The organism is Pseudomonas silesiensis (assembly GCF_001661075.1).
Classification (GTDB): Bacteria; Pseudomonadota; Gammaproteobacteria; order Pseudomonadales; family Pseudomonadaceae; genus Aquipseudomonas; species Aquipseudomonas silesiensis.
In genome coordinates this window covers 4714071-4733391 of record NZ_CP014870.1, presented here as the reverse complement: position 1 = coordinate 4733391, position 19321 = coordinate 4714071, and the positions used below count along the sequence as shown (strand labels likewise).

At 60.5% G+C, this 19321-nt stretch carries 19 protein-coding genes and 1 pseudogene; 16 read left to right on the top strand and 4 right to left on the bottom strand.

Translation table 11 applies throughout. The annotated features are described in order from the left end of the window. Positions 1–162: 162 nt before the first annotated feature. A pseudogene (locus PMA3_RS32915) lies at positions 163–261 on the top strand (GntR family transcriptional regulator); the annotation flags it as partial. A gap of 87 nt (positions 262–348) precedes the next feature. Next, positions 349–1200, top strand: coding sequence for an urea carboxylase-associated family protein (locus tag PMA3_RS20825; RefSeq protein WP_064678956.1), 852 nt, complete (start codon positions 349–351; stop codon positions 1198–1200). Between the two features lie 111 nt (positions 1201–1311). Here PMA3_RS20825 and PMA3_RS20820 read toward each other — a convergent pair whose 3' ends face one another. After that, positions 1312–1479: a DUF2897 family protein gene (locus PMA3_RS20820; RefSeq protein WP_064678955.1), complete on the bottom strand. Its 168-nt coding sequence runs from the start codon at positions 1477–1479 to the stop codon at positions 1312–1314. A 411-nt stretch (positions 1480–1890) separates the two neighbouring features. Here PMA3_RS20820 and kdpF point away from each other — a divergent pair, with 411 nt between their 5' ends. The 6 genes from kdpF to PMA3_RS20790 all read left to right on the top strand — a co-directional run bounded on the left by kdpF (position 1891) and on the right by PMA3_RS20790 (position 10016). Further along, entirely contained in the window at positions 1891–1980 is a 90-nt protein-coding gene (kdpF, locus tag PMA3_RS20815; RefSeq protein WP_064678954.1) for a K(+)-transporting ATPase subunit F, read from the top strand. Between the two features lie 8 nt (positions 1981–1988). After that, the gene (gene kdpA / locus PMA3_RS20810; RefSeq protein WP_064678953.1) at positions 1989–3683 is read left to right on the top strand and encodes a potassium-transporting ATPase subunit KdpA; all 1695 of its coding nucleotides are present in this window, start codon (positions 1989–1991) and stop codon (positions 3681–3683) included. A gap of 10 nt (positions 3684–3693) precedes the next feature. Continuing rightward, positions 3694–5760 (top strand): potassium-transporting ATPase subunit KdpB, encoded by a 2067-nt coding sequence (gene kdpB / locus PMA3_RS20805; RefSeq protein ID WP_064678952.1) that lies wholly within the window; start codon positions 3694–3696, stop codon positions 5758–5760. 145 nt (positions 5761–5905) lie between these two features. Beyond that, positions 5906–6451 (top strand): potassium-transporting ATPase subunit KdpC, encoded by a 546-nt coding sequence (kdpC, locus tag PMA3_RS20800; protein ID WP_064680768.1) that lies wholly within the window; start codon positions 5906–5908, stop codon positions 6449–6451. A 166-nt stretch (positions 6452–6617) separates the two neighbouring features. Continuing rightward, positions 6618–9269: a sensor histidine kinase gene (locus PMA3_RS20795; RefSeq protein WP_064678951.1), complete on the top strand. Its 2652-nt coding sequence runs from the start codon at positions 6618–6620 to the stop codon at positions 9267–9269. A 48-nt stretch (positions 9270–9317) separates the two neighbouring features. Further along, on the top strand, positions 9318–10016 hold the full coding sequence (locus PMA3_RS20790; protein ID WP_064678950.1) for a response regulator: 699 nt from the start codon (positions 9318–9320) through the stop codon (positions 10014–10016). A gap of 145 nt (positions 10017–10161) precedes the next feature. Here the strand turns inward: PMA3_RS20790 and PMA3_RS20785 are convergent, their stop codons facing one another. Continuing rightward, positions 10162–11208 carry a patatin-like phospholipase family protein gene (locus PMA3_RS20785; RefSeq protein WP_064678949.1) on the bottom strand — a complete coding sequence of 349 codons (1047 nt, stop codon included), beginning with the start codon at positions 11206–11208 and terminating at the stop codon, positions 10162–10164. A gap of 223 nt (positions 11209–11431) precedes the next feature. On the opposite strand from PMA3_RS20785, the gene PMA3_RS20780 reads away from it, so the two are divergent. From PMA3_RS20780 to PMA3_RS20765, 4 genes are all read left to right on the top strand, one after another. Beyond that, a complete protein-coding gene (locus PMA3_RS20780; RefSeq protein WP_064678948.1) occupies positions 11432–11710 on the top strand; it encodes a hypothetical protein in 279 nt (92 codons plus the stop codon). 44 nt (positions 11711–11754) lie between these two features. Then, entirely contained in the window at positions 11755–12522 is a 768-nt protein-coding gene (locus PMA3_RS20775; protein WP_064678947.1) for a CHAD domain-containing protein, read from the top strand. A 158-nt stretch (positions 12523–12680) separates the two neighbouring features. Then, a complete protein-coding gene (locus PMA3_RS20770; RefSeq protein WP_064675632.1) occupies positions 12681–13859 on the top strand; it encodes an integrase core domain-containing protein in 1179 nt (392 codons plus the stop codon). A gap of 232 nt (positions 13860–14091) precedes the next feature. Continuing rightward, positions 14092–14889, top strand: coding sequence for an acyl-CoA thioesterase (locus PMA3_RS20765; RefSeq protein WP_064678946.1), 798 nt, complete (start codon positions 14092–14094; stop codon positions 14887–14889). 1 nt (position 14890) lies between these two features. On the opposite strand, the gene PMA3_RS20760 is transcribed toward PMA3_RS20765, so the two are convergent. Continuing rightward, complete coding sequence (locus PMA3_RS20760) at positions 14891–15256, bottom strand: Mpo1-like protein (protein ID WP_064678945.1); 366 nt, start codon at positions 15254–15256, stop codon at positions 14891–14893. 255 nt (positions 15257–15511) lie between these two features. Then, complete coding sequence (locus PMA3_RS33685; RefSeq protein WP_420848702.1) at positions 15512–16216, bottom strand: methyl-accepting chemotaxis protein; 705 nt, start codon at positions 16214–16216, stop codon at positions 15512–15514. Positions 16217–17171: 955 nt separating this feature from the next. On the opposite strand from PMA3_RS33685, the gene PMA3_RS20750 reads away from it, so the two are divergent. The 4 genes from PMA3_RS20750 (at position 17172) to PMA3_RS20735 (ending at position 18992) form a co-directional block, all read left to right on the top strand. Next, positions 17172–17702 (top strand): hypothetical protein, encoded by a 531-nt coding sequence (locus PMA3_RS20750; protein WP_064678943.1) that lies wholly within the window; start codon positions 17172–17174, stop codon positions 17700–17702. 79 nt (positions 17703–17781) lie between these two features. Continuing rightward, the gene (locus PMA3_RS20745) at positions 17782–17973 is read left to right on the top strand and encodes a PLDc N-terminal domain-containing protein (RefSeq protein ID WP_064678942.1); all 192 of its coding nucleotides are present in this window, start codon (positions 17782–17784) and stop codon (positions 17971–17973) included. 224 nt (positions 17974–18197) lie between these two features. After that, positions 18198–18431, top strand: a complete 234-nt coding sequence (locus PMA3_RS20740) for a hypothetical protein (protein WP_064678941.1) — start codon at positions 18198–18200, stop codon at positions 18429–18431. Between the two features lie 219 nt (positions 18432–18650). After that, a complete protein-coding gene (locus PMA3_RS20735; RefSeq protein WP_064678940.1) occupies positions 18651–18992 on the top strand; it encodes a ribonuclease E inhibitor RraB in 342 nt (113 codons plus the stop codon). Positions 18993–19321 lie beyond the last annotated feature (329 nt).

The window sequence follows — 19321 nt, the reverse complement described above, 5'->3', positions numbered from 1 at the left end:
CAATGCACCATCTTAACCAATGAAAATTAGATGGTGACTGTACTTTTATTGCTAAAAAGCATGCAGATGCGTCCAACTTGGTCTTTGCTATATCGGTTGAGCTGGCACGAATAGTGATTACTTGTTAATCGACGATTGTTGAACAATCGGGAGGTAACAAGTATGAACAGCGGTTTGTCCCTGGCTGATCACATCACTTTAGAGTTGCGCGCCGATATTATTGGCGGTCGTTTGCTGCCGGGAAAACGCGCCGCCGAGGACGCCATGGGCCTGTATCTCGACGATTCCGAACAGCTCCTGCTGCAGATGCTTGCCCCAATCTCCCATCACTGATCAAGGATTCGTGCCATGTACAAAGACTATCCGGCGGCCTACCAAGTCAGCAAAGGTTCGGCCTTGCAGGTGGACACAGTCTTTTACGAACGGATCCGCGACACGAAGGATGGGCGCACGCTGATTGAAGCCTTTGAGGTGCCGATCCGCACTGGTCGTGCGTGGAAGGTGCCGGCCGGACACGTGTTCCGGGTCACGACGCCCGTTGGCCCGCAAGTCGGGGATTTCAATGTGTGGAATGCCAATGATCCGCGCGAACGCTTGTGGGCGGCCCGGACCCGACAGCTGCAAGGCGCGCATGTCAGTACCCATGACCGGCTCTGGTCGAACCTGCCGTTTCTGCGGCCGCTGGTGACCATCACCGATGACAGCCTGGCCGGTTACGGGATCGACGAGCACGGTGGGCGCTTGCACGATTTGCTCGGCACCCGTTGCGATCCCTACGTGAACAAAATGCTCACCGGTGAAGACTTCCATCATCACTGTCATTCAAACCTGACTCGTGCGGTGTTGCCCCATGGTTTGACCGAGTTCGACGTGCATGACGTGTTGAATATTTTCCAGTGCACCGGCCTGAATCACGACGATATGTACTTCATGAAGGCTTGTCCGGCACAGAAGGGGGACTACCTGGAGTTCTTTGCCGAAATCGATCTGCTGTGTGCGTTGTCAACCTGTCCGGGCGGCGATCTTTCGCTGGCCATGTGGGGGCCGGATGCGCAGGATCCGCTGAGCGTGTGTCGACCGCTTGGGGTGGAGATTTATCGGTTGGAGGATTCGTTGCTTGCAGGGTGGAGCCAGCCGGAGCGTGCGGCGTACAAGGGAATGCACGGGTTGCACATTGCCAAGGCCGATTGGGAAAAATAAGCAAATAGATCAAAGCCTGCGGCAGCCCCTGCACGGAATGTGCGTACCTGTAAGAGCTGCCGAAGGTTCCGGCCACGTTCGGACGATCGTTTGATCGTTTGATGTCTGAATCTAGCGGTCCTGCGCATCCTTGGCATCCGCTTGCGCATTGCGTTCCGCGACGCGTTTACGTTGCTCTTCGGTCAATTCGACCTTGTTGGCAGTGTCGCGCAGCATCATCAAACCGCCAACGATCGAGCCGATTGCAACGACCAGAATCAACCAGGCATACCAGGGCATAGGGGCTCTCCTTGAGGGCAGGCCGGTTGGCGGGTTTCGCCAATCGATCGTGCATACCACTTTGAGCGATTTATTTTCGCGGTGGTTCCATTCTATGCCTGATCTGTCCCCTGCATATGCGCCGCGTCTTCGAAACTTGCACTTATGTTGCGCCAATGATCGCGATGTCTGTTCTCCCGCCATCGCGGGCAAGTCCGCTTCCACAAAGATATGTGTTTTAGATATACAGTCCTCCGCTTTGAACGCGGGCTTGCCTGCGATAAGGCCGATTCAGACAGCGCTGTAATCAAGCTGTAACCCCATTCTTTACACTTTCTTTATCCCCCGCCACCCCCCTCGATCTCGCTCCTTTACAGCCTCCCTGCCGACAATGACTGCACGCGGCAATACGCCGTAACACGGAGAATTTCCATGAGCATTCTGGATGGAGTGTCACTGCTGCTGGCAGTGGGGCTGTTCATTTATCTGTTGGTTGCGCTGTTGCGCGCGGATCGGAACTAGGGGCGGCCATGCACAGTTATGACTATTGGCTGATCCTCGCCTTCCTGGCCGTGGTGCTGATCCCGGCGCCGTTTCTCGGGCGGTTCTTTTACAAGGTCATGGAGGGGCAGCGCACCTGGCTGACGCCGATCCTCGGACCGGTCGAGCGCGGGTGCTACAAAGTGGCCGGCATTGATCCGCAGGCCGAACAGAGCTGGCAGCGATACACCCTGGCCTTGCTCACCTTCAACCTCGCGGGCTTTTTGCTGTTGTTCATGATCCTGTTGTTCCAGGGCCATTTGCCGCTCAATCCGCAGCAGTTGCCGGGTCAGGAATGGACCCTGGCGTTCAATACCGCCATCAGTTTCATGACCAATACCAACTGGCAGGCCTACAGCGGTGAAGCCTCCCTCAGCTACCTGAGCCAGATGGTCGGCCTCACCGTGCAGAACTTCGTCAGCGCCGCTACCGGCCTGGCGGTATTGGTGGCGCTGTGTCGCGGTATCGGGCGCAAGTCGACCGCAACCCTGGGCAACTTCTGGGTCGACATGACCCGTGCCACCCTCTATGGCCTCCTGCCGCTGTGCCTGCTGCTGGCGCTGTTTCTGGTGTGGCAGGGCGTGCCGCAAACCTTCGCTCAGTATGTGAATGCGGTGACGATGCAGGGCGTCGATCAGGTGATCCCGCTCGGCCCGGCGGCGAGCCAGATTGCGATCAAGCAACTGGGCACCAACGGTGGTGGCTTCTTCGGGGTCAACTCGGCGCATCCGTTCGAGAACCCGACGGCCTGGAGCAACCTGTTCGAGGTGACTTCGATCATCCTGATCCCGGTGGCGCTGGTGTTCACTTTCGGTCACTACGTCAAGGACCTGCGTCAGAGCCGCGCGATCATCGCCTGCATGCTGGCGCTGTTCCTGATCGGCGGCGCGACTTCGCTGTGGGCCGAGTACCAGCCGAACCCGACCCTGAATAACGTCGCCGTCGAGCAGACCGCGCCGCTGGAAGGCAAGGAAGCGCGTTTCGGCACCACCGCCACGGTGCTCTGGTCGGTGACCACCACCGCGGCGTCCAACGGTTCGGTCAACGGCATGCACGACAGCCTGAGCCCGTTGAGCGGCATGGTTGCACTGGTCAACATGATGGTCGGCGAAGTGATTTTCGGCGGCGTCGGCGCGGGGATGTACGGCATGTTGCTCAACGTGCTGATCGCGGTGTTCCTCGCCGGGCTGATGATCGGTCGCACGCCGGAATACCTCGGCAAGAAACTGCAGGCCAGGGAAGTGCAGCTGCTGGTGGTGACCTTGCTGGTGATGCCGGTCGGTGTGCTGGTGCTTGGCGCCATTGCGGCCAGTTTGCCCGGCCCTGTCGCGGCGGTGAGCAATCCCGGCGCCCATGGTTTCAGTCAGTTGCTTTACGCCTACACCTCGGCCGGTGCCAACAACGGCTCTGCGTTTGGCGGCTTCGGTGCCAACACGCCGTTCCACAACCTGATGCTGGGGCTGGGCATGTTGATCGGTCGCTTCGGCTACATCCTCCCGGTGCTGGCCCTGGCCGGCAGCCTGGCGATGAAGAAAACCGCACCGATCGGCCAGAACAGCTTCCCGACCCATGGCCCGCTGTTCGTCACGTTACTGACAGTGACCATTTTGCTGGTGGGTGGTTTGACGTTTTTGCCGGCACTGGCATTGGGCCCGATTGCTGAACATTTGAGCATGGGCTTCTAAGGGGTCAATGATGAATATGCACGTTCCAGCTTCAAAAAAAGCCTCGCCGACCAAGTCGGCCGGAGCATCGAAAACCGCACTGTCGGCCCTCTGGCGTCCGGCGCTGGTACAAGCCTTCGTCAAGCTCGACCCAAGGCAATTGAAGCGCGCACCAGTGATGTTGGTGGTCGAACTGACCGCGGTGCTGACCACCGTGCTGTGCTTCATTCCCGACGCAGCGGTATCGACCTTTGTCGCGGCGCAAATCGCCTTGTGGCTGTGGTTCACCGTGCTGTTCGCCAACTTCGCCGAAGCGTTGGCCGAAGGTCGCGGCAAGGCCCGTGCCGACAGCCTCAAGGCCGGCAGCGAAGGCATGAGCGCTCGTCGCAAAACCAGCGACGGCGCCTTTCAAATCGTGCCGGCCACCAGCCTGCGCAAGGGCGATGTGGTTCGCGTTGAAGCGGGGGAAATGATCCCCGGTGACGGCGAGGTGATTGAAGGTATTGCAGCGGTCAACGAAGCGGCGATCACCGGTGAATCCGCGCCGGTGATCCGTGAGTCCGGCGGCGACCGTTCGGCTGTCACCGGCAACACCCGCCTGGTCTCCGACTGGCTGCTGGTGCGCATCACCGCCAACCCGGGTGAGTCGACACTGGATCGCATGATCGCCCTGGTCGAGGGTGCCAAGCGCCAGAAGACCCCGAACGAAGTGGCGCTCGACATCCTGCTGATCGGTCTGACGCTGATATTCCTGCTGGTGGTCGTCACCCTGCAACCCTTCGCCCACTTCGCCAACGGCAGCCTGCCGCTGGTGTTCCTGGTGGCGTTATTGGTCACGCTGATTCCGACCACCATCGGCGGGTTGCTGTCCGCCATCGGGATTGCCGGGATGGATCGTCTGGTGCGTCTGAACGTGATTGCCAAATCCGGTCGCGCGGTGGAAGCGGCGGGGGACGTGCATGTCCTGCTGCTGGACAAGACCGGCACCATCACGTTCGGTAATCGGCGTTGCACGGCGGTTGTTGCCGCACCGGGTGTGGCCGCCAAGGAGTTGGCCGAAGGCGCGTTATTCGCTTCGCTGGCCGATGATACGGCTGAAGGTAAGTCCATTGTCGAATACCTGCGCGGAACGCAGCCGCAACCTGAACCGGCCCCGGATCTGCTGACTGCCGTGCCTTTCAGCGCCGAGACTCGGCTGTCCGGTGTCGACTACCAGGGTCGTGTCTATCGCAAGGGCGCGGTGGATTCGCTGCTGGCCTTCGTCGGCCTGAAACGCGCCGATCTGGCGCCGGCCCTGTCCCGGGAAATCGACAAGATCGCCCAGAGCGGGGGTACACCGTTACTGGTCTGCGTCGACGGCAAACTGCTCGGTGCGATTCACCTCAAGGACGTGGTCAAGCCAGGTATCCGCGAGCGTTTCGCCGAGCTGCGCAAGCTGGGGATCCGCACCGTCATGGTGACCGGCGACAATCCGCTGACGGCGGCGGCGATTGCGGCCGAGGCAGGCGTGGATGACGTATTGGCCGAAGCCACGCCGGAGAAGAAACTGGCGCGGATTCGCCATGAACAGAACGACGGTCGCCTGGTCGCCATGTGCGGTGACGGCGCCAACGATGCTCCGGCCCTGGCCCAGGCGGATGTCGGCATGGCGATGAACGATGGCACGCAAGCCGCGCGCGAGGCGGCCAACATGGTCGACCTCGACAGCGACCCGACCAAGCTGCTGGACGTGGTGCAGATCGGCAAGGAATTGCTGGTGACCCGCGGCGCCTTGACGACCTTTTCCATCGCCAACGACGTGGCCAAGTATTTCGCGATCCTGCCGGCGCTGTTCGCCTCGATCTACCCGCAACTCGGCGTGCTCAACGTCATGCACCTGAGCAGTCCGCAGAGCGCGATCCTCTCGGCGATCGTGTTCAACGCCTTGATCATTGTGGTGCTGATCCCATTGGCATTGCGCGGTGTGCGGGTGCAGGCGGCGAGTGCGGCGGCGTTGCTGCGTCGCAATCTGCTGATCTACGGGCTGGGCGGGATTGTGGTGCCGTTCGTGGGGATCAAGGCGATCGATATGCTGTTGACGGCGTTGCATCTGGTTTGACCGAACACCCCCCTTTGTAGGAGCGAGCTTGCTCGCGATGGGCGTTAACGATAACGCGTACTGTCTGGATGAACGCGGCGCCCTCTGGTTCTTCGCGAGCAAGCTCGCTCCTACAGGGGTATCCATGAATTTCGAGGAATTTGAAATGTCCACTCTGATACGTCCGGCCCTGAGCCTGTTGGTCCTGATGATGCTGATCACCGGCGTCGCCTACCCCCTTGCGGTCACCGGTGTCGCCCAGGTCGCGTTCCCGGATCAGGCCAATGGCAGCCTGGTGCGCGACGCCGACGGCAAGGTCCGTGGTTCGGCGTTGATCGCCCAGGATTTCGTCGGTGACGCCTGGTTCCATCCTCGGCCGTCGGCGGGTGCATTTGCCACCGTGTCGAGCAGCGCCAGTAACCTCTCGCCGAGCAACCCGGCGCTGGCCACCCGTGTTATCGACGATGCCAACAAACAGCTGGTGCCCGGCCAGGGCCCGGTGCCATTGGCGCTGGTCACCACCTCCGGCAGCGGCCTCGATCCACACTTGCCACCGGCAGCGATTAGCTATCAACTGACGCGTGTCGCGGCTGCGCGCAACCTGCCGGTAGCGACGCTGCAAAACCTGCTGGACGCGCACACCGAGCAGCCGTTGGTAGGGCCGCCGGTGGTGAATGTGTTGGCGTTGAACATGGCGCTGGAAAACCTGTAAATCAGTGGCGCCGCCATCGTCGGAACGCCGCCCGGAGCAAGCCCGCTCCCATAGGGATCTTCAGCGTTCACATAATCCTGTGGGAGCGGGCTTGCTCCGGGCGGCGTTCCGTCGATGGCAATAGAACAATCACCACATCAACCTCTGAAAAAAGAGATCCGAAAGCATGAGTGACTCCGGCCGCGCCGACGCGCTGTTAGCAGACCTGCCCCGCGATGGCCGTGGTCGGCTCAAGGTTTTTCTCGGCGCCGCGCCCGGGGTCGGCAAGACCTACGCCATGCTGCAAGCAGCTCACACCCAACTGCGTCAAGGGGTGAAAATCATTGCCGGCGTCGTCGAAACCCATGGCCGCGCCGAAACCGAAGCCTTGCTCGGCGGCTTGCCGCAGCTGCCGTTGGTGCGCTCGGAATACCGTGGCGTGATATTGGAGGAAATGGACCTGGACGGTCTGCTCCATGCCAAACCGAAATTGGTTCTGGTGGACGAACTGGCCCACACCAACGCCCCCGGCAGTCGTCACGCCAAGCGCTGGCAGGATATTCAGGAGCTGCTCGCCGCCGGCATCGACGTGTTCACCACGGTCAACGTCCAGCACCTGGAAAGCCTCAACGACCAGGTGCGCGGCATCACTGGCGTGCAGGTTCGCGAAACCCTTCCGGACTGGGTACTGCAAGAGGCCTACGAATTGCTGCTGGTCGATCTGCCGCCGCGCGAGCTGCTCGAGCGTCTGCGCGAGGGCAAGGTCTATGTACCGGAGCAGGCGCGGGCAGCCATCGACGCATTCTTCACCCAGACCAACCTCTCCGCCCTGCGCGAGCTGGCGATGCAAACTGCGGCGGCCCAGGTCGATAACGACCTGACCCAGGGTTATCGCCAGCTCGGCCAGGATGCGCCGACCGTGCGCGGTCGCCTGTTGGTCGGTGTCGATGGCGATGCCCAGGCCGAGCGCCTGGTCCGTCACGCCAGTCGCGTCGCCCAGCGTCGGCATTTGCCGTGGAGCCTGGTGCATGTGGACAACGGCGGCGTGCGTGACGAGCAATCGCGCTTGCGCCTGCAAAGTGCCCAGCAACTGGCCGAACGGCTTGGCGGCGAGGTGGTGTTGCTTCGCGCCGGCGAGGTGGCGAAAACCCTGATCCAGCATGCCGCCGAACGCCGCGCCAGCCTGGTACTGGTCGGCCAGTCCCGGCAGCGTTTGCGCCGTCGGTTGTTTGGTGGGGGGCTGGCGGCGCGCCTGCTGCGCCATGCTCGCGGCCTGGAAATCAACGTCATTGACGGTGATCACGAGCAGCATCAGCCACGCCAGCGCTCGATGCAGTCGCCGGTGTGGTTCGACTACGCACTGGCGCTGGTCGCGACGGTGCTTGCCAGTGCCCTGTCCTGGGCGGTATCGAGTGTCCTTCCGCTGCCCAATATCTCGCTGGTGTTCCTCGCTGCGGTGTTGCTGGTGGCGGTGCGCAGCAGCCTCGGCCCTGCGCTGGCCTGTGCCGCGCTGTCGTTTCTGACTTACGACTTTTTGTTCATTCCACCGAATTTTTCTTTCAGCATCCAGCGCGAAGAAGACGTGCTGACCCTGCTGTTTTTCCTGCTGATGGCGGCTCTCACCGGCAACCTCGCAGCGCGCCAGCGCCGGCAGTTGCAGGCCTTGCGCGACACTCAGGAAGAAACCACCGAACTGCTCGACCTGTCGCGCAAACTCACCGCCGCCACCGATCGTCAGGCCGTGATCAATGCTGCATCCCATCACCTGGAAGGCTGGAGCGATCTGCAGTTGTGCCTGCTCAATCGGGACGGTCAGAGCGGCTGGAAAGTCGAAACCGGTGGCCCGCTGGAGTTTACCGAAGCCGAGCGCGCCGCCGCCGATTGGGCCTGGCAACACGATCAGCCGGCGGGAGCGGGCACCGGTACGCTGCCTTTCGGGCGCTGGTGGTGGTGGCCATTGTCCGTGGAGGACGGCCCGCTGGCGCTGCTCGGCGTGTGTGCCAAGGAGGGTCAGACCCTGAGCGGTCAGCGCCGACGCTTGTTGACCGCGTTGAGCCAGCCGCTGGCCCAGGCGCTGGCCCGCGCACAGTTGGCCGACGACCTGGAAGCGGCGCGGCTGCACGGCGAAACCGAGCAACTGCGCAGCGCCTTGCTGGCCTCCGTGTCCCACGATTTGCGCACTCCGCTGACTTCCATGCGCGGCAGCATCGACAGCTTGTTGGCCCTCGGCGAGGCGATTCCGCTGGAGGACCGCCGCGAATTGCTCGAAGGCACCCGCGATGAAGCCGAACGTCTCGACCGCTACATTCAAAACCTGCTGGACATGACCCGCCTCGGGCACGGCGCCCTGAAGCTGGCGCGGGATTGGGTGTCGCCGGCGGACATCGTCGGCAGTGCGCTCAATCGCTTGCGCGCGGTGCTGGCGCCGCTTGAAGTCAGCACCGACGTGCCGGCGCAACTGCCGCTGCTGTACGTCCATGCCGCGCTGATCGAGCAAGCGCTGATCAACGTGATGGAAAACGCGGCGCGTTTCTCGCCGTCGCATGGGCGTTTGCAGTTGAAGGCGGGGGCCGATGACAGTGAAGTGTTTTTTTCGGTGAGCGACGAGGGGCCGGGGATTCCGGAAGAGGAGCGGGCGAAGATTTTCGACATGTTCTACACCGCCGCGCGCGGTGATCGGGGCGGGCAGGGCACCGGCCTGGGGCTGGCGATCTGTCAAGGCATGGTCGGCGCCCATGGCGGGCGGATCAGCGTTGCCGATGGTATCGAGGGGCACGGCACCTGCATCACATTGCACTTGCCATTGCAGGAACAACCGGGTTTTGAAAGTGAAGCTTGATCGTGCATGCGCTACTCTCTTGCCCATTCTATTTGTTGATGTGAATTCATGAGCCAGACCGCAACCATTTTGGTCATCGATGACGAACCGCAAATCCGTAAATTCCTGCGCATCAGCCTCGCTTCCCAAGGCTACAAAGTGCTGGAGGCCGGCACCGGCACCGAAGGTCTGGCGCAGGCTGCGTTGAACAAGCCGGACCTGCTGGTGCTCGACCTCGGTTTGCCGGACATGGACGGTCAGCACGTGCTGCGCGAGTTTCGTGAATGGTCGACGGTGCCGGTGCTGGTGCTGTCGGTGCGTGCCGCTGAAGGGCAGAAAGTCGAGGCCCTCGATGGCGGTGCCAACGACTATGTGACCAAGCCGTTTGGTATTCAGGAATTTCTGGCGCGGGTACGTGCCTTGTTACGTCAGGCCCCGGCCGGTGAAGCCCGGCAGGTGGCTCTGACATTCGGCCCGTTGACCGTCGACCTGGCGTATCGCCGGGTGCTGCTCGATGGCGTCGAAGTGGCGTTGACCCGCAAGGAATACGCGGTGCTGGCGCAATTGGCCAGGCATCCGGGGCGGGTCATTACCCAGCAGCAATTGCTCAAGGATATCTGGGGGCCGACCCATGCCGAAGACAGTCACTATTTGCGGATTGTGGTGGGGCATCTGCGGCAGAAGCTGGCGGATGATCCGACCCGGCCGCGGTTTATCGTGACCGAGGCGGGGGTGGGGTATCGGCTTTTGAGTGAGGAAAGCCTTTAGTTTTAGCGTTGAAAGATCCGGCCCCATCGCGGGCAAGCCCGCTCCAACAAGGGTAAGCGTTTGTCGATACACCACCGCCCCTGTGGAAGCGGGCTTGCCCCGGGCGGCGTTCCGACGATGAGGCCCTTACGGTCAACCGAGAACTTCAAGAATCACGCTTCTGCTCATTCTCATACCGGTCCAGCGTATCCCGCGCAATCTCCCGCCCCAGCGCGATCAGCTCCGGCGCCTTGTAGAACTCGAAAAACCGGCACACCCGCTTCGGTACGTTGATCAGAATATCCGGCGGATAACCGGCAATCTTGTACTGCGCCAACGACGTCTGCATCACCTCGAAACTCTGGTTGATCAAATCCAGCAACGAGGCCGGGCCCACATTGTCGATGATGAACGAACCGGTGGCGGACTTCGGCGCGCCGGCACGTTCAGGCGCGGCCGCCGGTTGCTGCGCTTCGGGCTCGGCGGATTCGATCCAGGGGTTGATGTCGGCGCCTTCGGCCAGCAACGCTTCCTTTTCCAGCAACAGCAATTGTTCCGCCTGTTTGCGGCGAAAGGGCAGTTTCGATCCGAGCGAGTTGATCAGGCTGTCGAAACGGGTCTTGAACGCGGCCGGGCGCTGGATCACCGGCAGTTGATAGTGGCGCTGGTTGGTAGAGTTGAGGTTGACCGCAATGATCAGGTCGCAATGACTCGACACCACCGGCACGATCGGCAAAGGGTTGAGGATGCCGCCGTCCACCAGCATGCGATTGCCTTGCATCACCGGGGTGAACAGGCTGGGGATCGCCGCCGAGGCGCGCATGGCCTGGTGCAGGCAACCTTCCTGGAACCATATTTCCTGTTGGTTGGTCAGGTCGGTGGCCACCGCGGTGTAGGGGATGCGCAGGTCTTCGATATTGATTTCGCCGACGATCTTGCGGATTTGCCCAAAGACCTTCTCTCCACGAATCGCACCCAGGCGAAAACTGACGTCGACCAGGCGCAACACATCCAGGTAATCGAGGCTCTCGATCCAGTTGCGATAATCCTCGAGTTTGCCGGCGGCGTAGATCCCGCCCACCACGGCCCCCATCGAGCAACCGGCAATGCAGGCGATGTCGTAACCACGTCGCTCGATCTCTTCGATGACCCCGATATGGGCATAGCCCCGGGCTCCTCCCGAGCCCAGCACCAGTGCGACACGTTTTTTCATGAACCGTCCTCGTCTGACAAGGTTCAACAATGCACCCATCGAGGGCCGCGCTTCAATCGCCAAGGTCGCTCGGCGGGGCATTCGCGTCGTTTTTTCGACACTCCATGGCGGCAGATGGGTATTCTTCCCGACCGCCAGAGTTTGCGCGGTGGGGCCAAGGCACTTTTCACGCGCCTGACCGTCTTACGAGCACGACTGTTTACCTATCTTTGAGGTGTGAGTGATGAAAGCCTGGATTTGTGTGCCCCTGATTGCCCTGGCACTCGCCGGATGCGCCGGCAAAACCGCCTATCGCGACAGCTGCGCCAGCGGGATCGATGCCGCGTGGCGCGAACTGGACCTGGCCAAGGCTGAAGGGTTTGCCGGGACCGTCAGTTACTCCAAGGCGCTGTCGCTGTTGACCGGCGCCAAGACCCAGCAGCAATTCGAAGCGTTCGAAGGCTGCTCCAAGAAGGCCGAGAAGGCGCGTTTCTATATTCGTGAGTCTCGCGCCGGCCGTTGAGGCATGATGAGCCACTGGGGAATTTCGATTCAGGGAGGTAAATGATGTCTGCCTTGGTTGATCGGTTGGTGGCTCGGATCCTGGGCCTGGACGTTCGTTTGCTGGCTTGCCAGGCGCGCCTGAGTGCCCGCACCGACCCTGAAGCCTTGCATGACCTGCGCACCACGGTTCGCCGTTTGCGCAGTCTGCTGCGGCCATTGCGCGGCTTGCCCGGCGTCGAACAGCTGGAAGCGGCGGCGTCCGCAGTCGGTGATCTGTCCACGCCATTGCGTGATCGCGAAGTGTTGGCGGCGTATTTGCTCGAGCATGATCAACCCGAGGCCGCGCACCGGCGCATGGCGCAAATGGCCGAGGCCTATCCGGCAGTGGCGGCCAGTCCCGAGCTGGCGCAATTGCTGATGATCGTCGACGCTTTCCCGCGGTTTTTGCGGGCTTCCCAGCGCCAAGGCTTGCTCAAGGGCTTGCGCAAACACATAGAAAAGCGCCTGGCCAAACAATGGAAAAAACTCGATAAGACTCTGCATGACCCGGCCCATGATCGCCACCGTCTGCGCCTGCTGATCAAGCGCGTGCGTTACGGCATCGAAGCGTATCCCGAGCTGGACCGTTTACCGAAGGCCGCCATGCCCGGATTGAAGGCCGCCCAAGGTGCCTTGGGCGATTGGCACGATTGCTGGCAATGGCTGGCCAGGGCCGAAGAAGAAGCGGATTTGCAGCCTTGCGTGGCCGGTTGGAAAACCGACCTGGTCAAGACCGAAAAATGCGCCGATCGTGTCCTCGATAAACTCGACGCCACCTGTTTCAAATCCTGAAAACCCTGCGGAGCAAAAGGGCCTTGCCACAATAGGTGCAGGCACACACAAACCCCTGTGGGAGCGGGCTTGCTCGGGTAGAAACCGGAGACATCCTTTACGTTTTAAACCGGAGACATCGTTTACAGGTATGAAATACGGTCAGGAGGTGCCTGACCATGCCCTGGAATCGAGAGTCCCCAATGGATCAACGAATCAAACTCATAGGCGACTGGCTGCAAGGCAGCTATTCCAAAAGCGAGTTGGCCCGTCACTACGGGCTCAGCCGACCCACTTTGGATAAATGGCTTGCGCGCTACGAAACACAGGGCATTGATGGGCTCAAGGAACTGTCACGGCGTCCGCATACGAGCCCTTTCAAAATCAGCGATGAGGTGCTTGAGCTGCTAGTCGCGTACAAGCGCGAGCATCACAGCTGGGGACCTGAGAAGCTGGTGCATAACCTTAAGATTGATCATCCAGAGTTGTCTTGGCCAACAGTCAGCACGGCAGGCGAATGGCTTAAGCGAGCAGGTCTGGTGCAAAAACGTCGTTTCCTCAATCGCCCGCCAGCGGGGAAAAATCCGCTGCGCGACGCTACTGCGCCTAATCAGACATGGGCGGCGGATTTCAAAGGTGACTTCGCGCTTCAGAACGGCCAACGTTGTTACCCACTGACCATTACTGATCACGTCAGCCGATTTCTATTGCTGTGCAGAGCGCAAAGCAGCGTTGCCGGGGCTCGCGAAGGGTTCGACTGGGCGTTTCGGGAGTACGGGTTGCCTAATGTGATTCGCACAGACAACGGCTCCCCCTTTGCCTCCACCGGCATTTCGCGCATATCCAGCCTGGCGGCTTGGTGGATACGCCTAGGGATCTACCCTGAGCGAATCCAGCCGGGGCGGCCTGACCAGAATGGCCGTCATGAGCGCATGCATCGAACGCTCAAGGCTGCATTACTTCATGCGCCTGAACGTAATCTGGTGGAACAACAGTTGGCATTTGAACAGTTTCGACAGGAGTTCAATTACGTAAGACCTCATAAGGCTTTAGAGATGAAGGTTCCTGCGGATCTGTATAAGCCTTCGCCAAGGCAGTACGACGGACGCGTGCCTGAGGCTGATTACGCTTCGGATATGAGGATCCGCATGATCCGACAAAATGGATCGATGAAATGGAAAGGCAAAATGATTTTCGTCAGTGAATCTTTGGCAGGTGAGGCGCTAGGACTGAAGGAAGTGGACGATGATGTGTGGGATATTTACCTTTGCAACTACCTTTTAGGCAGACTGAAAAGCGGCGAGAGCCGCCTTTCAAGCCAACAGAAACGTAAAGGATGTCCCCGGTTTCAGTCGTAAAGGATGTGTCCGTTTCTACATCGCGAAGGCGGTGTGTCAGCGACATTAATATCGACTGACACGCCCTCTTCGCGAGCAAGCCCGCTCCCACATTGGGGTTTGTGTCGGGTTTGGAATCAGTGTTCAAACCGAACGCGGCTTATCTGTCAGTCAATTTGGCCAGAATAAGCCCTGTGCCGTCCTCGCGGGCTGGTTAAGATCCCTGCATCCTTTTCCCGCCTTTGAGGTTTCCATGCGCTTTTCCGATCTGCTCGACACCGTCCGCAGCCAGCCGCGCGAGCTGTCTATCCCGGCCGAATGGGCTCAAGGCCGGGCCAGCTTTGGCGGCCTGGTCGCTGCTTTGCAATATGAAGCCATGCGCGCGAAGGTGCCGGCGGATCGGCCGGTGCGTTCGCTGGCGATCACCTTTGTCGGGCCGGTCGAGCCCGAAGTGCCGGTCAGCTTTGAAGTCGATGTGTTACGTGAAGGCAAAGCCGTCAGCCAGCTATTGGGCCGGGCGATGCAGAAGGGCCAGGTCGTGACCTTGATCCAGGGCAGTTTCGGTGCCTCGCGTCCATCCGAAGTGGCTGTGACGGCCGACCCGGCACCGCAGATGAAACACTGGGACGACTGCCAGGAATTGCCCTATATCAAAGGTGTGACACCAGAGTTCATGCGTCATCTGGCGATGCGCTGGAGTGTCGGCGGGCTGCCGTTTACCGGTAATAAATCCCGCGAGATGGGCGGTTGGGTGCGTTTGCGTGGGGATGTGAAAGAAGAGGCGGTCAGTGAGTCGCATATTCTGGCACTGGTGGATGCCTGGCCGCCGGCGCTGCTACCGCACCTGAGCAAACCGGCGATGGGCAGTACGCTGACCTGGACCATCGAATTCGTTCAGCCGTTGCTTGAACTGAGCACGCTGGATTGGTGCAAATACCTGGTTGAAATCGAACACGCCACTGACGGTTACGGTCATGCCGCCGCGAAGCTGTGGAATGCAGACGGGCAGTTGATCGCCATGAGCCGACAGACCGTGACGATTTTTGCCTGAATCAATGACGACGGTGGCGCTCACGCCAGGCGCGCCACCAGCCGCCGCTCAGGAAGAACCGGGGAAAGGTCAGGAATTGTTCGACCAGCAAGCGTGATACCGCATCCTTGCGATCACTGAACGGCTCGGCGGCCTGCGCCTCGAGGCTGTGACCATGGCGTTGCAGGCCCAGCGCAGCCAACAGGCCAATGATTCCGATGGCGAAATTGCCCAGGTTCAGACTGAACACCCCGCAAATCATCAGCAGGACACCCACGATGAACAGCGGCACGGCAATCAGGTGCAACACCAGATTGGCCGGGTGCTGATGATTGTTCGGGTAGGCTCGCCATTGCCAGGCGGGAAGGTTGGGGTGACGTTTGCCCATGATGCCGATCCTCTATCCGTGTTCAACACATGATTGAAGAATAGGCCCGGCGCCTGCGGGCGGCGAATCAAAGGTGGCTATCGAAGTGATAGGGATCATGCGCGATATCGATGGTGACCGGGCGGGCGCTTTCGTCGGATCGCCGCCCGGAGCTGGCTCGCTCCCACAGGAGACCGGTGTCATACCCGAAAACTGGCAAAGAGAAACCATTGTGGGAGCGAGCCAGCTCCGGGCGGCGTTCCGACGATGAGGCCCTCACAGTTTTAGCTGCCCTATAGCCTTGTTCAATTCCCCCGCCAACGCCGCCAGTTCATTACTGGTAGTCGCCGAACCCACCGTCTGCTGCACCGTGTTCTCGGTCACATCCCGAATACTCACCACCGCCCGATTCATCTCCTCCGCCACCTGACTCTGCTGCTCGGCCGCCACCGCGATCTGCGTGTTGCTTTCGCGCATCCGGGCCACCGCATCGGTGATTTCGGCCAAGGCTGCACCGGCCTCTTGTGCCTGGCGCACGCAATCATCGGCCTTGAACGAGCTTTCCTGCATGAAATCCACCGCGTCCCGGGTCCCGGCCTGCAACGCGGTTACCATGAGCGTGATTTCGTCGGTGGAGGTCTGCACGCGTTTGGCCAGGTTGCGCACTTCATCGGCAACCACCGCAAAGCCGCGTCCCATTTCACCGGCCCGGGCCGCTTCGATCGCGGCGTTCAGCGCCAGCAGATTGGTTTGCTCGGCGATGCTGTGGATAACACCGACCACGCCGTTGATCTTCTGACTGTCCTCGGCCAGCCGCTGAATCATCTCGGCCGTTTGCTGCACCCCGGTGGACAACCCGCTGATCGACTCCTGCACCCGGCTGACCACTGCCTGGCCGCTGCCGGCGAGGGTATCGGCGGTTTGCGAGAGATCGCGGGTCGCGCCGGCATGCTGGGCGATGTGATAGACGGTGGCGGTCATTTCGTTGATCGCGGTGGCGGCCTGATCGGTTTCGCTTTGCTGGCCAAGCATGCCCAGGCGCACCTCGTTCATGCTCGACGCCAGTCGCGCCGCGCCGACATCCAGTTGCCGGGCGGTGCTGGCCACGGTGCCGACCACCCGTTGGTAACCCGCCTGCATCGCGTTGAACGCGTTGGCCATTTGCCCGACTTCGTCTTTGCAGGCCAGCGGGACACGGGCTGAGAGATCGCCGGTTTTCTCGACGTGGAGCATGACGTCTTTCAAGGTGTTGAGCTGACTGAGCAGGAAGCGGATCAGCAATTGCGAAGCCCCGAGCATCGCCAGCATCAGGACGAACACCGCCACCGCATAGTGCGCAAAACGTTCGCCGAACACCTGGGTCAGGCTCGGCCCATAGGCAATGGCCGCGACCTGCTGACCATCGGCACGGGTGAACACCTCGGCACCAAGCAAAGGATTGTCGCCGAACAACGGCATGGAATTGATCTCGACCCAACCGTTGGCATCGGCCAGCTCCAGCACCGGTTGCCCCTTGAGCAGCGGCGCCTGCCCGTGATTGAAGGTCAGCAGGTTATCGGCCTGAGGCAACGGTTGCCCGGCAGGCCACGCCGTGAGCAGTCGTGCCTGGGCCTGGGCGGACGCGCGGGCATCATGGCTGCGCGACTGTTGTTCTAGCTGTACGGCATACACCACCAACAACAGGGTGGTCACGAAAGCGACGGCGTTGACCGCCCAGAATTTGTACTTCAACGAGATATTGCTAAGCCAGGCACCCATGGAGGTCTTCTCTGATAGCGGAAACAGTTTTGGCAAGGTGCCAGCATTGTGCCGCTACCGAGTCTGCCGGTCCTTGATATGCGTCAACATTCCCGGCAATGCTCCCGTGCAGCCACGGCGAGGCGGAATGCGCTATCCTTCGCGCCTTCAAAATTCCCTCGCTACAGGATTCCGCCCCATGAAAGCCGCACTCGTCGAACTCATCAGCAAAATCAGCTCCGGGTGCATGAGCGATGACGAAATCCTGAAAATCGCTGACGAGGCGGCCCAGGCCTATGCCGATCCCGAGGCTTTCCTGACGGCCAATCCGGATATCAACTACGACGACACCTTCCCGATACCGCTGGGCGAGTGGGTGGTCGTCGGCAGCCTGCCGGAGACCGTGCTGTTCCAGGCCGACACCTACATGGATCTGTTCGCCCGGATCGTTGCTTCGTTCGGCCCTGGGGTTGATTTCAACATCAAACCCAAGCAGCTGGCCAAGACCGAAGCCCTGACCGCGCTCAATCGCATTCAGGTGCAGATGAGCAGCATGAACAAGGAAAACGGCGGCTACGTGCTGATGAACTTCAGCCAGTTGCTCGACGACGAGTTGCAAGTGGTGCTGGTCTACGGCAATGACGTGCCGCGGGTGCTCGAGTTGTGCGCTGAAGTCGGCATCGCTGCCGCGCCTTCGCTGGAAGCCCTGAAAGTGGCGATCCACGTCTGACGCCACCCTGGGCCGAATAAAACGGAACCCTCTGGGCGAGCTATCCTAAGAGTGCACACCACTCTTCGGGAGCGACACCATGGGTTCCACGTTCAATGGTCTGGTTGGCCTGATCATTCTTGCCCTGGACATCTGGGCAATCATCAACGTGCTCAAAAGTGGCACCGACACCGGGATGAAGATCGTCTGGGTGCTGTTGATCCTGCTGCTGCCGGTCCTGGGTCTGATCATATGGGCCATCGCCGGACCACGGGGTAATGTGCGGGTCTGACCGGTCCCCACAACCGACATCAAACCCTGTGGGAGCGTGGCTTGCCCGCGATGCATACGCCGCGGTCTGTCTGATACGCCGCAGTGACCCCATCGCGGGCAAGCCACGCTCCCACAGGATCCGGGTTTTTTCATCTGGCGCGCTGTAAACCTGTTGAACGAACAGGCAGGGCAAAAGTCCAGATACATGTAAGCCCACTTGCGGGTTTGTTCGAGGAGGCACTGATGCAAAAGTGGAAAATCACTTTCGTGGATGATCACGGTGAAACAGTCGACGAAGTCTTCGAGTGCGACGAATGCCCGGACAACGAGCACGCCGCCAAACTGATCAAGGCCCGTCTCCTTCCTGTCGCTGCCGAACTGGATCTGAATGATCTGGAAGGGCGAACCGCTGATGCGAGCGTCAAAAGTCTCAAGGCTCAGAACAGCATACAAATCCTCGGCATTACTCCCGTCTGAAATACTTCCTGGCACATTCGTGAAACAACCAGACCTTGGCAGCGCCTCTCTCTTGGGGCTACTCTGCAAGCGAGATCAGCGAACGGATCGCTAAGGTCTGGTCTTGTCAGCTACATGCTTGCTTCCCACCGGCAATAGTGTTGCCGCATCACTCGCACCATTCGATTGCGTGTGCCGGGAAAACGGAAAGTCTATCCATCAAGTTGAGGGGGACGTTTCATGAGCACAGCCTATCAAGAAGACATCAGCAGCAGCGTGCTGCGCCGCATGAAAGAAGGCGGTTTCGACTTTTCACGATTCCATCCCATCGAGTTCTACGCCATTTTCCCGGACGAGGAGCGGGCACGCAGGGCGGCAGGGCATTACTGTGGTGAATCCTTGAATGCCCAGATCAGCGTGCGCGATGACGGCGCGTGGTATCTGGAACTGAGTAAAGTGATGTACGCCACCTACGACGGTATCGGCGACTTCGAGCAGGACTTCGAAGCCGTGGTCGAGCCTCTGGGCGGGATCATCGAAGGCTGGGGCGTCAAGCAGGAGGTACGAGGGCGACTCGCATAACACTATGAACAGCGACAACATCCACTAACGGCTGACCTTCGGGTTGGCCGTTTTCGTTTGTGTAGGAGCGAGCTTGCTCCGGGCGGCGTTCCGACGATGGACTCAATAGCGCCGCGTTTAACCAGCGAACACGCGTTATCGTTAACGACCATCGTCGGAACGCCGCCCGGAGCAAGCTCGCTCCTACAGGTTTGGAAACAAAAAAAAGCCGCCTGAGCGGGCGGCTAAAAGGGAAGTCAAGTGAGCATTTCCAGCGAATGCGCAAATTATCCGCATCGACTCCCGGGCAGTGAAATCAACTCTGACTATGCTGCTGATAGGCGAACACA